The sequence below is a fragment of the Vibrio sp. 10N.261.55.A7 genome (assembly GCF_002877365.1).
Classification (GTDB): domain Bacteria; phylum Pseudomonadota; class Gammaproteobacteria; order Enterobacterales; family Vibrionaceae; genus Vibrio.
In genome coordinates this window covers 17164-31171 of sequence record NZ_MCWZ01000276.1, presented here as the reverse complement: position 1 = coordinate 31171, position 14008 = coordinate 17164, and the positions used below count along the sequence as shown (strand labels likewise).

The window sequence follows — 14008 nt, the reverse complement described above, 5'->3', positions numbered from 1 at the left end:
GAAAGTCAGTGCTACTCCATTAAAGTGGTAATTTGTTAGTAGTAAAACTTGACACGTATCACAACCATAATTAGAATACCGCCAATTTGTCTAATTTCCATAAAAACGCTGATTTTCAGCGAAAAGGAAGGTAGAATTGCAAATTAATTCGTTTTTAATGCATTTTTATTCTGGAGGTTGTCTTGATTAAGTCAGCACTGCTAGTCCTAGAAGATGGGACAGTATTCCACGGTGAATCAATCGGCGCAGATGGTTCCGCTGTTGGTGAAGTCGTTTTTAACACCTCGATGACGGGGTACCAAGAAATCCTCACTGATCCTTCCTATTCTCAACAGATCGTCACTTTAACTTACCCTCACATTGGCAATACCGGAACTAATTCCGAAGACGAAGAATCCTCAGCGATTCATGCTCAAGGCCTTGTGATTCGTGACCTTCCTCTTTTAGCTTCAAACTTCCGTAACGAACGTTCCCTTTCTGATTATCTTAAATCTCAAAATATTGTCGGCATCGCAGATATTGATACTCGCAAGCTGACGCGTATTTTGCGTGAAAAAGGTGCACAGAACGGTTGTATCGTTGCTGGTAGCAATATTGATGAAGCTCTAGCGTTAGTTAAAGCCCAAGAATTCCCTGGCCTGAAAGGTATGGACCTTGCGAAAGAAGTTACAACAAAAGAAGCGTATCAATGGAAACAAGGTTCGTGGACGCTTACGGGTGGACTTCCTGAAGCGAAAGCAGACTCTGAATTGCCATACCACGTTGTTGCTTATGACTTCGGTGCAAAACGAAACATCCTACGAATGCTTGTTGACCGCGGCTGCCGCCTAACGGTTGTTCCTGCTGAGACTTCTGCTGAAGAAGTACTCGCTCTGAACCCTGACGGTGTTTTCCTTTCAAATGGCCCTGGTGACCCAGAGCCATGTACTTACGCAATTGAAGCGACAAAAGTGTTCCTAGAAAAAAGCTTACCAATCTTCGGTATCTGTCTAGGTCACCAGATTCTTGCTCTTGCGTCAGGCGCTAAGACAGTGAAGATGAAGTTTGGTCACCACGGTGCAAACCACCCAGTTAAAGATTTAGATCGTGATGTTGTGATGATTACTTCGCAAAACCACGGCTTTGCTGCTGACGAAGAAACCCTTCCAGAGACACTACGTGCAACGCACAAATCACTATTTGATGGTTCTCTACAAGGTATTCACCGTACAGACAAACCAGCGTTTAGCTTCCAAGGTCACCCTGAAGCGAGCCCAGGTCCAGAAGACGCAGCGCCGTTATTCGACCACTTCATTGAATTAATTAAACAGCACACAGCTTAATCCGGAGTAGTAGACAATGCCAAAACGTACTGACATTAAAAGTATTCTTATTCTAGGTGCTGGCCCGATCGTTATCGGCCAAGCCTGTGAGTTCGACTACTCTGGTGCTCAAGCTTGTAAAGCACTTCGTGAAGAAGGTTACCGAGTTATTCTTGTAAACTCGAACCCAGCGACAATCATGACTGACCCAGATATGGCCGATGCAACTTACATCGAGCCTATCCAATGGGAAGTTGTGCGTAACATCATCGCTAAAGAGAAGCCTGATGCAGTTCTACCTACTATGGGTGGCCAAACTGCATTGAACTGTGCTCTAGACCTAGAAAAGCACGGCGTTCTTGAAGAGTTCGGTGTTGAAATGATTGGTGCAACGGCTGACGCTATCGATAAAGCAGAAGACCGTTCACGCTTCGATAAAGCAATGAAAGCAATTGGCCTTGAGTGTCCAACTGCTGATACAGCGAAAACAATGGAAGAAGCTTACAAAGTTTTAGACATGGTTGGCTTCCCTTGTATCATTCGTCCATCGTTCACGATGGGTGGTACGGGTGGCGGTATCGCTTACAACAAAGAAGAATTTGAAGAAATCTGTCGTCGTGGTTTGGACTTATCTCCAACTAACGAACTTCTTATCGATGAATCACTTATCGGTTGGAAAGAGTACGAGATGGAAGTGGTTCGTGACAAAAACGACAACTGCATCATCGTATGTGCGATTGAAAACTTCGACCCAATGGGTATTCACACCGGTGACTCAATCACTGTGGCTCCAGCACAAACGCTGACAGACAAAGAATACCAACTAATGCGTAACGCATCTCTAGCTGTACTGCGTGAGATTGGTGTTGAAACAGGTGGTTCAAACGTACAGTTTGGTATCAACCCGAAAGATGGTCGTATGGTTATCATCGAGATGAACCCACGTGTATCTCGCTCTTCTGCGCTAGCGTCTAAAGCTACGGGTTTCCCAATCGCTAAGATTGCAGCGAAACTGGCTGTTGGCTTCACGCTAGACGAGCTAATGAATGACATCACTGGCGGCGCAACGCCAGCATCATTCGAACCAACAATCGACTACGTAGTCACTAAGATTCCTCGTTTTAACTTCGAGAAATTTGCAGGTGCTAACGACCGTCTAACGACTCAAATGAAGTCTGTTGGTGAAGTGATGGCTATCGGCCGTAACCAGCAAGAATCTCTACAAAAAGCACTTCGCGGACTAGAAGTTGGTGCGAGTGGTTTTGACGAAATGGTAGACCTAGATGCACCTGATGCTCTAACGACTATCCGTCACGAACTGAAAGAAGCTGGCGCAGAGCGTATTTGGTACATCGCTGACGCATTCCGTGCTGGTATGTCGGTAGATGGTGTATTCAACCTAACGCAAATTGACCGTTGGTTCCTAGTTCAAATCGAAGACATCGTTAAGCTAGAGCAAGAACTTAAAGCGAAAGGCTTTGCTGGTCTGAACAAAGACGAGCTAAACAAGCTTAAGCGTAAAGGTTTTGCAGATGCGCGCCTATCTAAGATTCTAGGTGTAGCGGAAAGCGAAATCCGTCGTCTGCGTGACCAATACGATATCCACCCAGTGTACAAGCGTGTAGATACGTGTGCGGCTGAGTTCTCTTCTGATACAGCTTACATGTACTCTTCTTACGATGACGAGTGTGAAGCGAACCCAACAGACAAAGACAAGATCATGATTCTGGGCGGCGGTCCAAACCGTATCGGCCAAGGTATTGAATTTGACTACTGTTGTGTACACGCATCACTAGCACTACGTGAAGATGGCTACGAAACTATCATGGTTAACTGTAACCCTGAGACAGTTTCTACAGACTACGACACATCTGACCGTCTGTACTTCGAACCAGTAACTCTGGAAGACGTACTAGCAATCGCTCGTGTTGAGAAGCCAAAAGGCGTTATCGTTCAGTACGGTGGTCAAACGCCACTTAAACTGGCTCGAGCTCTTGAAGCTGCTGGCGTACCAATCATCGGTACTAGCCCAGACGCAATCGACCGTGCAGAAGACCGTGAGCGTTTCCAAGTTGCTGTAGACCGTCTAGGCCTACTTCAGCCTGAAAACGCAACAGTAACAACAATGGAGCAAGCGGTAGAGAAATCTCGTGAAATCGGTTTCCCATTGGTTGTACGTCCTTCTTACGTACTTGGTGGTCGTGCGATGGAAATCGTATACGACGAGCAAGACTTACGTCGCTACTTCAACGAAGCAGTAAGCGTATCAAACGAATCTCCAGTGCTACTTGATAGCTTCCTAGACGACGCTGTTGAAGTAGATGTAGATGCGATTTGTGACGGTGAGCGCGTTGTTATCGGCGGTATCATGGAGCATATCGAGCAAGCGGGTGTTCACTCAGGTGACTCAGCATGTTCTCTTCCTGCCTACACGCTAAGCCAAGAAATCCAAGACGTCATGCGCGAGCAAGTTGAAAAGCTAGCGTTCGAGTTGGGTGTTCGTGGTCTGATGAACACGCAGTTTGCTGTTAAGAACAATGAAGTGTACCTAATCGAGGTTAACCCTCGTGCAGCACGTACGGTTCCATTCGTATCTAAAGCTACAGGCGCACCAATTGCTAAGATTGCCGCCCGTGTAATGGCGGGTCAATCTTTAGAGTCTCAAGGCTTTACGAAAGAAATCATCCCACCTTATTACTCAGTGAAAGAAGTGGTACTTCCATTCAACAAGTTCCCTGGTGTTGACCCACTATTAGGCCCAGAAATGCGCTCTACTGGCGAAGTCATGGGTGTTGGTCCAACATTTGCTGAAGCTTATTCTAAAGCTGAGCTAGGTTGTGGAAATATCTACCCTGAAGGTGGACGTGCACTTCTTTCTGTTCGTGAAGGCGATAAAGAACGCGTTGTCGATTTGGCGTCTAAGCTAACGAAGCTTGGTTATCAACTCGATGCGACTCACGGTACGGCAGTTATCCTTGGTGAAGCGGGTATCAACCCACGCCTAGTCAACAAGGTACACGAAGGTCGTCCTCACATTCTTGACCGTATCAAGAACAACGAGTACACCTACATCGTGAACACAGCTGCTGGTCGTCAAGCGATTGAAGATTCAAAAGTTCTTCGTCGTGGCGCATTGGCTGAGAAAGTGAACTACACGACAACGCTAAACGCTGCATTCGCGACTTGTATGGCGCACACTGCAGACGCGAAGACGTCAGTGACTTCCGTTCAAGAGCTACACGCTCAAGTAAAAGCGAACGAAGCTTAATTTACGTTGTATGAAGTCGATAGAAACCGCTCGTGAGAGCGGTTTTTTTTCTTCTGATGGAATGGTATCAGCGGCTGGTATTTAGACATAAAAAAGGGGATTATCTACATAGAGATAATCCCCTTTTAAATATCTAGTAGAGCCGCTTTATTTTCCCAACGCAAAGGTTGGAAGTGACAAGTGCCAACGGATAGCCCCCAATCGAATAACAAGAGTTGAGACTAAACCGGCCAAAAATGCAGTGTTGCTATCATATTCTAGGTGGAGCACTACGGTATGGAAGATGCCACCGACAATACACGCTGTCGCATAAACCTCGCTGCGTAATACCATAGGCACTTCGCGAGCGAGCATGTCACGAATGATTCCGCCGCCGCAGCCTGTAATTACTCCCATAATGACCGCCACCATCGCAGAGTCTTGATAGGTCAGTGCTTTTTCAACACCGATACCGACAAAAACAGCCAAACCAATAGCATCGGAAACGGGAAGGATCCACCAAGCCAGTCGTTTCGGTCTTCGTACAATCAGCATGGTTAAAAGGCAGGTTATGAAGATTACCCACAAGTAAGTGGTGTCGGTAATCCAAAAGACAGGAGTCGCACCCAAAGCCATATCGCGGATAGTTCCGCCACCTATCGCAGTCACGCTTCCAAGCACGATGACGCCAAAAGGATCCATTTTTAATCGACCTGCGAGCAGTACACCTGAAATGGCAAAAATAGCGGTGCCAAAAAGATCAAATAAATAGAGCAGCATGGAGTCCATGTTACAGTTTTCTCGTTCAGTTATAGGAGGTTCGAAGTCGAGATTGTACGAAATTCTCCGCTAAAGCGTTAGCGTTTTTGTCGAACAGATTCTAGGTACTCACACACTTGTTCAATGGCAAGAAGAGTGCGTGGTGTTGGCCTATTTAGCCAATCTGGTTGTAAAGACCAAACCGCCCCATTTTTGACAGAAGGGAGCTGCGCTTCCCATGCTTGCCACATATGACTATCAGCCATCGCGTGGTCTGAGTAAAACATCGCTTCAGGCTGCGCAACCACCACCTGTTCAATGCCCACTTGAGGATAAGCGGTTAGACTGTTTTCAAATATATTAACGCCACCACAGAATGAAAACACTTCACTTGGCCAATGTCCTTGGGCCACTGTGATGATCGGCTTTTCACTCAACTGATAGAAATAGCGAACAGGTTGATCGACTTGGTATTTCGCGGACAGCGCAACGAGCTGTTCTCGGTATTCTTTAGCTTGCGAGTAACCAAATTCTGGGTTCTCGCTGTAATGACTAAGTTGTTCAATATTGTCGGCGATATCATCAAGAGTTTTGGTGTCAGAGTAGTAAATGTTGAAGCCAAAGCTTTCTAGCATATCCAACTCTTTTTGCGGGTTTCCTGACGGCCAAGCGATAATTAGGTCGGGTTGCAAGGCAATGATTCGCTCTAGCTTTATCCCTTGGTAATTCGCAACCTTTTCGATGTCTTCTACTTCTGGCGGATAATCACTCATTGCACTCACCGCGATGAGTTTATCACCAAGCCCTGCTGAAAATGCGATTTCTGTGGCATGTGGTGCGAGCGAAATGACGCGTTCGACAGGCGTGTGCCCCTCAGTACTGGCGAGAGCAAATGATGAAATGAACATACCGAGAGAGAAAGTCGCTGAAGCGAAAAAAGACGGAGGCATTTAGAAACCTTGATAGATGATAAATAGAATCGTGCTTTGTATGAAAATCCAAGCAAACACGCGCCAAGCGATGAGCTTTTGAATTTGGGAAAGATGGATGGCCGCAGGGGCTATTCGGCCACCAATTTTACTTCTTACTGTTTTTCGTTTTTCATAAATGGCGGGGCCACCCAATGAGAGTTCGAGTTTGTTACCGACGGAAGTCAAAAGCCAAGCTGGGCCGGGTGAAGTCCAAGACGGGCTCTGAGAAATCATCATTTTAAATGTATGGCTCGCTTTATTCCCTATGACAATGAGTAGAGAAAATAAACGCAATGGCACGTAATCAAGCGCTGCTACGCTTCGAGATACGGTGAGTCCAAATGGAGAGTAGGTCGCTCGAGATGGAGACCACGCCCTGGCCAATTCTGACGATAAACGATAAAACAATGCGCCGCTGCCGCCGGCTATGGCATACCAAAATAAGACACAAATAACATTGCGTCCATACCCCATGATAATCGTCTCAGCGCCTGCTTTACCTAATCCCAGTGACGATAGGCTAGTGGTGTCACGGTTAAGCACTGGAGAAAGTAACGCTCGAGCTTTGGGTTTATCGTCATGAGCAAGCGCTTTGGTGAGTTCATTGGCAAGTTTTTCATTGCTTCGCCAATCCATTGCCAGCAGTATAAGAGCAAGCTCAAAGAGCTGTGGCTGCCAGACTAAAGGCTTGAGTGCCCAGAGCACGAGTAGGGTAGGAATAACCATTAGTAGCCACGCCAATGTTCCTGAGATTAAGCTCTGAGAGTATTGATTGTTGATGTTCACTTTAACGGCGAGTTGCTCAGCAAACTTATGCCAAAGTGTCGTTGGGTGTGAGGCTCTAGGGATTGGGATGATTAGGTGAAACAACAATGCTCCCCACATAACGAGGAGCGTTCCATTTGAATAAAACTGATTAAAGATCTCTTCCATGAGTGACGTCGTCGTTTATTTAAGTAGGTCTACCATCTTAATCACCATTTCCGAAGAACTCTGCGCAGCAAGTGGCAAAAACTCTTCAAAGCTCATTGGGGATTCTTTATCTGCGACGTCAGAGATGGCACGCACGACTACAAATGGAACATTGAATTGATGACAAACTTGCGCAATCGCCGAGGCTTCCATTTCAACTGCAATCACTGATGGGAAGTGTTTGCGGATGAAGTCCTGACGTTCTGCACTGCAAACGAAAGCATCACCTGTACAGATTAAACCACGTACCGCGTGTTTATCTTCCATTTTGGTCAAAGCTTTTTCTGCGATGTCCATTAGGTTTTTATCTGCAGTGAAGGCCGCTGGTTGTCCTGCCATTTGACCGATTTCATAGCCAAAAGCAGTCACATCTGCATCGTGGTGGCGAACTTCTGTTGAAATAATGACGTCACCTAGATTCAGTGTTGAATCAAAACCGCCGGCAGATCCTGTGTTAATGATTACGTCAGGTTGGTATTCATCCAGTAATAGTGTCGTACCAATGGCAGCAGCCACTTTACCGATCCCCGATTGCAGTACGACAACATCAGCACCGTTTAACTGCCCAGAGAAAAAGGTACAGCCAGCTTTGCTGATCTCTTTACAGTTGGTGATTGCGTTTTTAAGAATGGTGACTTCTTGCTCCATTGCGCCAATAATGCCGATCTTCATGTTTTTTCCTGTTCGCTGTCGTGATGATAATATCGATAAGTTTACCATGAAAAAAAATGAGGGAAGGAATCTTTCAGCGTATGGCGTTGAGTTTCAATATGAGCAAATTGGGTTAAATACAAATTCGAGTTGATATGGTGGATGCTTTCTCATATAATCCGCGCTTCGCGTAGTGGCTGAATCAGAGATTGGCTGCTACAAATACAAACCTACTCTTATTAGGAGAGCATTATGTCTCTGAATGCAGAAACTAAAGCAGCAATCGTTGCAGAATACGCACAATCTGAAGGCGACACTGGTTCACCAGAAGTACAAGTAGCACTACTAACTGCTTCTATCAACCACCTACAAGGTCACTTCAAAGCTCATAAAGGCGATCACCACAGCCGTCGTGGTCTTCTACGCATGGTTTCTAGCCGTCGTAAGCTTCTTGATTACTTGAAAGGCAAAAACCTTGCTCGTTACCAAGACCTAATCAAACGTCTAGGCCTACGTCGCTAATTAGTGATTGCATAGAAAAGTTTGTTTAGAAAGGGGCTATATGCCCCTTTTTTGTTGCCTGCTGTTTGAGCCATGCTTTCAGTTTGTATGCTCACTTCTTATCCAAAAAATAGCCCTATTTGTTGTGCCGCTATGCAAAGAGAATAGCAAAAACCCTCTCATTTGGTTTATACTACGCCTCGCTTATCATGCACTCGCATTAGGCAGACAACGTTGTTCAAGAGTTACAGTCACAGATGTCGGCCAATTGGTCGCGACTATTCAAAAGCGATTGGGATGTCATTATCCTTAGTCTCTTTTCACTAGTCGCGATTGGTAATTTCTTGAACGGTCACTTACTTATTCTAAAGTTACTCTTTAGATCAAGGATATATAATGTTTGAAAAACCAGTTGTAAAGTCGTTTCAATACGGCAATCACACAGTTACGCTAGAAACTGGCGTTATCGCACGTCAAGCGACTGCGGCAGTCATGGCAACGATGGACGATACGTCTGTATTCGTTTCAGTTGTAGCTAAAAAAGAAGCGGTTCAAGGTCAAGACTTTTTCCCGCTAACAGTCAACTACCAAGAGCGTACTTACGCTGCTGGTAAAATCCCAGGTGGCTTCTTCAAGCGTGAAGGTCGTCCTTCTGAAGCTGAGACACTGACTGCTCGTCTAATTGACCGCCCAATTCGTCCTCTTTTCCCTGATGCGTTTAAAAACGAAGTACAGGTAATCGCAACGGTTGTTTCTATCAACCCTGACGTAAACCCAGACATGATCACTATGATCGGTACGTCTGCGGCACTTGCTATCGCTGGTGTTCCTTTCAATGGTCCTATCGGTGCTGCACGTGTTGGTCACATTGACGGTCAACTAGTACTTAACCCTTCAAACACTGAGCTAGAAAGCTCTAAACTGGATCTTGTTGTATCTGGTACTGAAGGTGCGGTACTTATGGTTGAATCAGAAGCTGACAACCTAACTGAAGAAGAGATGCTTTCTGCTGTTGTTTACGGTCACGACCAACAACAAGTTGTTATCAAAGCGATCAATGAATTCGCGGCTGAAGTAGCGACTCCTTCATGGGATTGGACTGCTCCAGAAGAGAACACTGCACTTAACACTAAGATCGCTGAGCTAGCAGAAACTAAGCTTGCTGATGCTTACAAAATCACTGAGAAGATGGCTCGTTACGACCGCATCCATGAGATTGCTGCAGAAGTAAACGAAGTACTAGTATCTGAAAACGAAGAAGTGAACCTAAAAGAAGTTCACTCTATCTTCCACGATTTAGAGAAAACAGTGGTACGTCGCAGCATCATAGCGGGTAACCCACGTATCGATGGCCGTGAAAAAGACATGGTTCGTGCACTAGATGTACGCACTGGCGTTCTTCCACGTACACACGGTTCTTCACTATTTACTCGTGGTGAAACTCAAGCACTTGTTACAGCAACGCTTGGTACACAACGTGATGCTCAAATCATCGACAGCCTAATGGGTGAGAAGAAAGATCACTTCCTTCTACACTACAACTTCCCTCCATACTGTGTAGGTGAGACTGGTTTCGTTGGTTCTCCTAAGCGTCGTGAAATTGGTCACGGTAAGCTGGCTAAGCGTGGTATTGCTGCAGTCATGCCTTCAATTGAAGAGTTCCCATACACAGTACGTGTTGTATCGGAAATCACTGAATCTAACGGTTCATCTTCAATGGCTTCTGTATGTGGTACATCTCTAGCGCTTATGGATGCTGGTGTTCCAATTAAAGCGTCTGTTGCTGGTATCGCAATGGGTCTTGTTAAAGAAGGCGACGACTTCGTTGTTCTTTCTGACATCCTTGGTGACGAAGATCACCTAGGTGACATGGACTTTAAAGTAGCAGGTACTAACGACGGTATCACTGCTCTTCAAATGGACATCAAGATCGAAGGTATCACTAAAGAGATCATGCAGATTGCTCTTAATCAAGCACAAGGTGCGCGTAAGCACATCCTTTCTGTGATGGATGAAGCTCTAGGTGGCGCTCGTGAAGATATCTCTGAGTTCGCTCCACGTATCCACACGATGAAGATCAACACTGACAAGATCCGTGACGTTATCGGTAAAGGTGGCGCTGTGATCCGTTCTCTATGTGAAGAGACGGGTACAACTATCGAAATCGAAGACGACGGTACTGTTAAGATCGCTGCAACTTCTGGTGAGCAAGCTGAAGATGCTATCAACCGCATTAAGGCGCTAACGGCTGAAGTTGAAGTGGGTACGATCTACACAGGTAAAGTTGCACGCCTAGCTGACTTCGGTGCTTTCGTTACTATTCTTCCTGGTAAAGATGGTCTTGTACATATCTCTCAAATCGCAGATAAGCGTATCGAGAAAGTGTCTGACTACCTAACTGAAGGTCAAGAAGTGAAAGTTAAAGTACTTGAGATTGACCGCCAAGGCCGTGTACGTCTAAGTATGAAAGAAGCGGTAGATAAGCCTGCAGAAGAAGCTCCAGCGGCTGACGCTGAGTAATTCGCTATACTTAACATTAGGTAATTAACCTATTGAGTATAAAGCATGTTATAAAGGGAGCATTATCGCTCCCTTTTTTCATATCTAAATTCCAACAAATTCAAGTTGGGCGACAGGAGTATCTATTTGTGAAATGGTTTCGTAGCGCCACAATCAGTGCATTTTTGTTGGTAACAGCAGGTTGTGCATCGACTTCAACAACGGATCAAGAGCAGTGGATTTATCCACCAATGGCAGTGCCATTGCAAGCGAGTGTCCAGCAGGAAGTTCAGATTGCTCGACTTACTCAGCTTCTTCAACGTGCTGATCTACAAGATGACGTACGAGCGAAGATGCATTATGAACGTGGTAATTACTATGACAGTGTTGGTCTTAGGGATTTGGCTCGATTGGACTTTAACCAATCCTTATCGCTAAACCCAGCTCAGCCAGATATTTTCAATTTATTGGGTGTTTACTTTACTCAAGTTGGTGAATTTGATGCGGCCTATGAAGCGTTTGATTCAACCCTAGAGCTTGATCCTGACAACGCATACGCGGAACGAAACAGAGCGATTGCTTTGTATTATGGTGGCCGAATTGATCTTGCATTTGAAGAAATGTCTAAGCATTTTGAGCGAGATCCGAGTGACCCATTTGGTGCGTTGTGGCTTTACATTATTCAATCTGAAATGGACTACGATGTTGCTCGTGCTGACTTAATGGCTCGGTACGAAGCTCGTACTGAAGAGTGGGGATGGGTTTTAGTTGGCTTAACGTTAAATGAAATCACTGAAGAGAACGCGTTTAAAGCGATTTTAGTTGGTTCTCGTGATAACACACTGTTAGCTCAACGTTTAACCGAAGTGTATTTCTACATGGCGAAACGTCACCAGCAAGAGGGGGACTTTGCCAGCGCTATCTCTTTGTATAAACTTGCGTTAGCTGGAAATGTGTTTGAGTACGTTGAGCATCGTTATTCATTCTTAGAGCTGACGCGCATTTACAATCAGGTAAAGGCTGAGCAATTGGCTCAAGCAAAACTTGAAGCTAAACAAGATCAGCAAGCTCAGAGTGAACAGTAGACCTTAACTCAAACTGTGAATAGACCGCTATGCCCTATTACATCTCAGTTGATGTTGTCGTGTATAGCGGTTTTTTTATTGCTTTTTGTCATGATTGATCTATTATAGTTAGCCTTGCTAACTAAGTTTGAGCTGCAATGCTAAGTGATAACCTAGAGAAAATAGAACGATTTGCTTCGAAGGTGTGGAGGATCCAGAGTAAAAAGGATCCCATGGGGCAGCTCAGTTTTAACGAATACGATTATCTGAAGATCATTCAATCGGCTAAAGATGCCATCCGCTTGACAGACCTTGCTAAAGAGATGCAAGTGACCAAACCGTCTGCCACGAATATGGTTAAACGTCTTGAGAGAAAAGGCCTTGTCCTACGTCAGGACTGTATGGAAGATGCCCGTTCTAAGCGAATTGTTCTGACGAATAAGGCAGAGCAAGGCTTAGCGGATGAAAGTCGAGTGTATGGCATTATGGCTGACAAAATGCAGAGTAAACTCACTAATGAGCAAGCGGAGCAACTGAGTAAACTATTAGATATCGCTTTGAAGTAAGCACGTTTTATATGCAAACCTTGAAAGTGAACATTTGCCCATTTAGTTAGCTATGATAACTAATTTCAGTGGTCCTAGAGTAAATGATGAGACAGAAATAATGAGTAACACAATAGTTCGTCAATTTTGGCGTTATACCATTCCGACCGTTGCAGCAATGCTCGTCAATGGCTTGTATCAGGTTGTGGATGGTATTTTTATCGGTCGATATGTCGGAGCTGACGGACTAGCAGCAATCAATCTCGCGTGGCCAATCATCGGCACCATTCTTGGTATTGGTATGATGATCGGTGTGGGAACAGGGGCGTTGGTCTCGATTAAGCAGGGTGAAAATAATGCCTTGGAAGCTAAACAAATACTCGCGACAGGCTTATTGATCCTATTGGCCATTGCTCCAATCGTGGCGGTCAGTTTATGGTTTTTATCCGACGATTTACTTTTGCTGCAGGGTGGGGAAGGGAAGGTTTTGGATCTCGGCGTTCAGTACCTAGAGATCTTGATTGTGACGAGTATCTTTGCACTGGGCTCGATTGCGATGCCATTCTTGCTTAGAAATGACGACAGTCCAAATTTAGCAACGCTCTTGATGATCATCGGGGCGGTCGTCAATATTGGGTTGGATTTCGTGTTCATCGCTTGGTTTGGCTGGGAGCTCAAAGGTGCAGCAATAGCAACGGGTATTGCACAATCGATCGTGACGATAATGGGCTTAGCTTACTTTTTCTCTGATCGTGCAAAAGTTAAGCTGACGATGTCATGTTTAGTCATTCGATGGGATGTCATTAGTCAGATTTTGTTTATTGGTGCATCAAGCTTCTTTATGTATGCGTACGGCTCCATGATGATAGCTTTGCACAATGTACTCTTTACGCAATATGGCTCGATGATGCTTGTAGGGGCGTACGCCGTTATAGGGTATATCGTGACCGTTTATTATCTCACGGTTGAAGGCGTCGCTAATGGCATGCAGCCTCTAGTGAGTTTTAACTATGGAGCCAAACACTTCGACAATGTTCGTAGGCTATTGAACATTGCTATGGTCACTGCAGTGGTGGGTGGTATTGCATTTGTAGCCCTGCTTAATCTATTCCCGTATCAATCGGTGATGATATTTAACTCGACCGATGGTGAGTTGATTGATGCTGCTATTCTTGGTGTTCGATTGCATTTGTTTGCGCTATTTTTAGATGGTTTCTTAGTGGTGACAGCGGCGTATTATCAAGCGGTCAATCGAGGCAGTAAAGCGATGTTTGTTACGATCGGTAATATGCTTATCCAACTACCGTTCCTATATATCCTGCCCAAAATATGGGGGATTGATGGTGTTTGGATTGCGTATCCGCTATCTAATATTGCTCTAAGTGCGGTCGTAATCTTGATGTTGCTAAAAGATCTTAAGAAATTTGAGATGAAAGAAGCGTTAGCTGTTCGAGCATTAAAAAGCCCAGGGTTATGACTGGGCTATCGATACAGTTAA

11 protein-coding genes are annotated in these 14008 nt (G+C 45.1%); 7 read left to right on the top strand and 4 right to left on the bottom strand.

Annotated features, from left to right (window positions below; translation table 11 throughout):
- Positions 1–182: 182 nt before the first annotated feature.
- Positions 183–1322 carry a glutamine-hydrolyzing carbamoyl-phosphate synthase small subunit gene (carA, locus tag BCU12_RS12375; protein ID WP_102404555.1) on the top strand — a complete coding sequence of 380 codons (1140 nt, stop codon included), beginning with the start codon at positions 183–185 and terminating at the stop codon, positions 1320–1322.
- A 16-nt stretch (positions 1323–1338) separates the two neighbouring features.
- Positions 1339–4569, top strand: coding sequence for a carbamoyl-phosphate synthase large subunit (gene carB / locus BCU12_RS12370; RefSeq protein ID WP_102404554.1), 3231 nt, complete (start codon positions 1339–1341; stop codon positions 4567–4569).
- Positions 4570–4716: 147 nt separating this feature from the next.
- On the opposite strand, the gene BCU12_RS12365 is transcribed toward carB, so the two are convergent.
- From BCU12_RS12365 to mtnN, 4 genes are all read right to left on the bottom strand, one after another.
- Positions 4717–5337: a TRIC cation channel family protein gene (locus tag BCU12_RS12365; RefSeq protein WP_102404553.1), complete on the bottom strand. Its 621-nt coding sequence runs from the start codon at positions 5335–5337 to the stop codon at positions 4717–4719.
- 68 nt (positions 5338–5405) lie between these two features.
- Positions 5406–6215, bottom strand: a complete 810-nt coding sequence (gene btuF / locus BCU12_RS12360; RefSeq protein WP_102404556.1) for a vitamin B12 ABC transporter substrate-binding protein BtuF — start codon at positions 6213–6215, stop codon at positions 5406–5408.
- A 42-nt stretch (positions 6216–6257) separates the two neighbouring features.
- Positions 6258–7211 (bottom strand): cobalamin biosynthesis family protein, encoded by a 954-nt coding sequence (locus BCU12_RS12355; protein ID WP_102404552.1) that lies wholly within the window; start codon positions 7209–7211, stop codon positions 6258–6260.
- A 15-nt stretch (positions 7212–7226) separates the two neighbouring features.
- Positions 7227–7922 carry a 5'-methylthioadenosine/S-adenosylhomocysteine nucleosidase gene (gene mtnN / locus BCU12_RS12350; protein WP_102404551.1) on the bottom strand — a complete coding sequence of 232 codons (696 nt, stop codon included), beginning with the start codon at positions 7920–7922 and terminating at the stop codon, positions 7227–7229.
- A 231-nt stretch (positions 7923–8153) separates the two neighbouring features.
- Between mtnN and rpsO the strand changes: the two genes are divergently transcribed.
- The 5 genes from rpsO to BCU12_RS12325 all read left to right on the top strand — a co-directional run bounded on the left by rpsO (position 8154) and on the right by BCU12_RS12325 (position 13987).
- Positions 8154–8423 (top strand): 30S ribosomal protein S15, encoded by a 270-nt coding sequence (gene rpsO, locus BCU12_RS12345; protein WP_005598021.1) that lies wholly within the window; start codon positions 8154–8156, stop codon positions 8421–8423.
- A gap of 375 nt (positions 8424–8798) precedes the next feature.
- Positions 8799–10922 carry a polyribonucleotide nucleotidyltransferase gene (gene pnp, locus BCU12_RS12340; RefSeq protein ID WP_102404550.1) on the top strand — a complete coding sequence of 708 codons (2124 nt, stop codon included), beginning with the start codon at positions 8799–8801 and terminating at the stop codon, positions 10920–10922.
- Positions 10923–11050: 128 nt separating this feature from the next.
- Entirely contained in the window at positions 11051–11986 is a 936-nt protein-coding gene (gene nlpI, locus BCU12_RS12335) for a lipoprotein NlpI (RefSeq protein ID WP_102404549.1), read from the top strand.
- Positions 11987–12123: 137 nt separating this feature from the next.
- Complete coding sequence (locus BCU12_RS12330) at positions 12124–12531, top strand: MarR family transcriptional regulator (protein ID WP_102404548.1); 408 nt, start codon at positions 12124–12126, stop codon at positions 12529–12531.
- 100 nt (positions 12532–12631) lie between these two features.
- Positions 12632–13987: an MATE family efflux transporter gene (locus BCU12_RS12325; protein WP_102404547.1), complete on the top strand. Its 1356-nt coding sequence runs from the start codon at positions 12632–12634 to the stop codon at positions 13985–13987.
- Positions 13988–14008 lie beyond the last annotated feature (21 nt).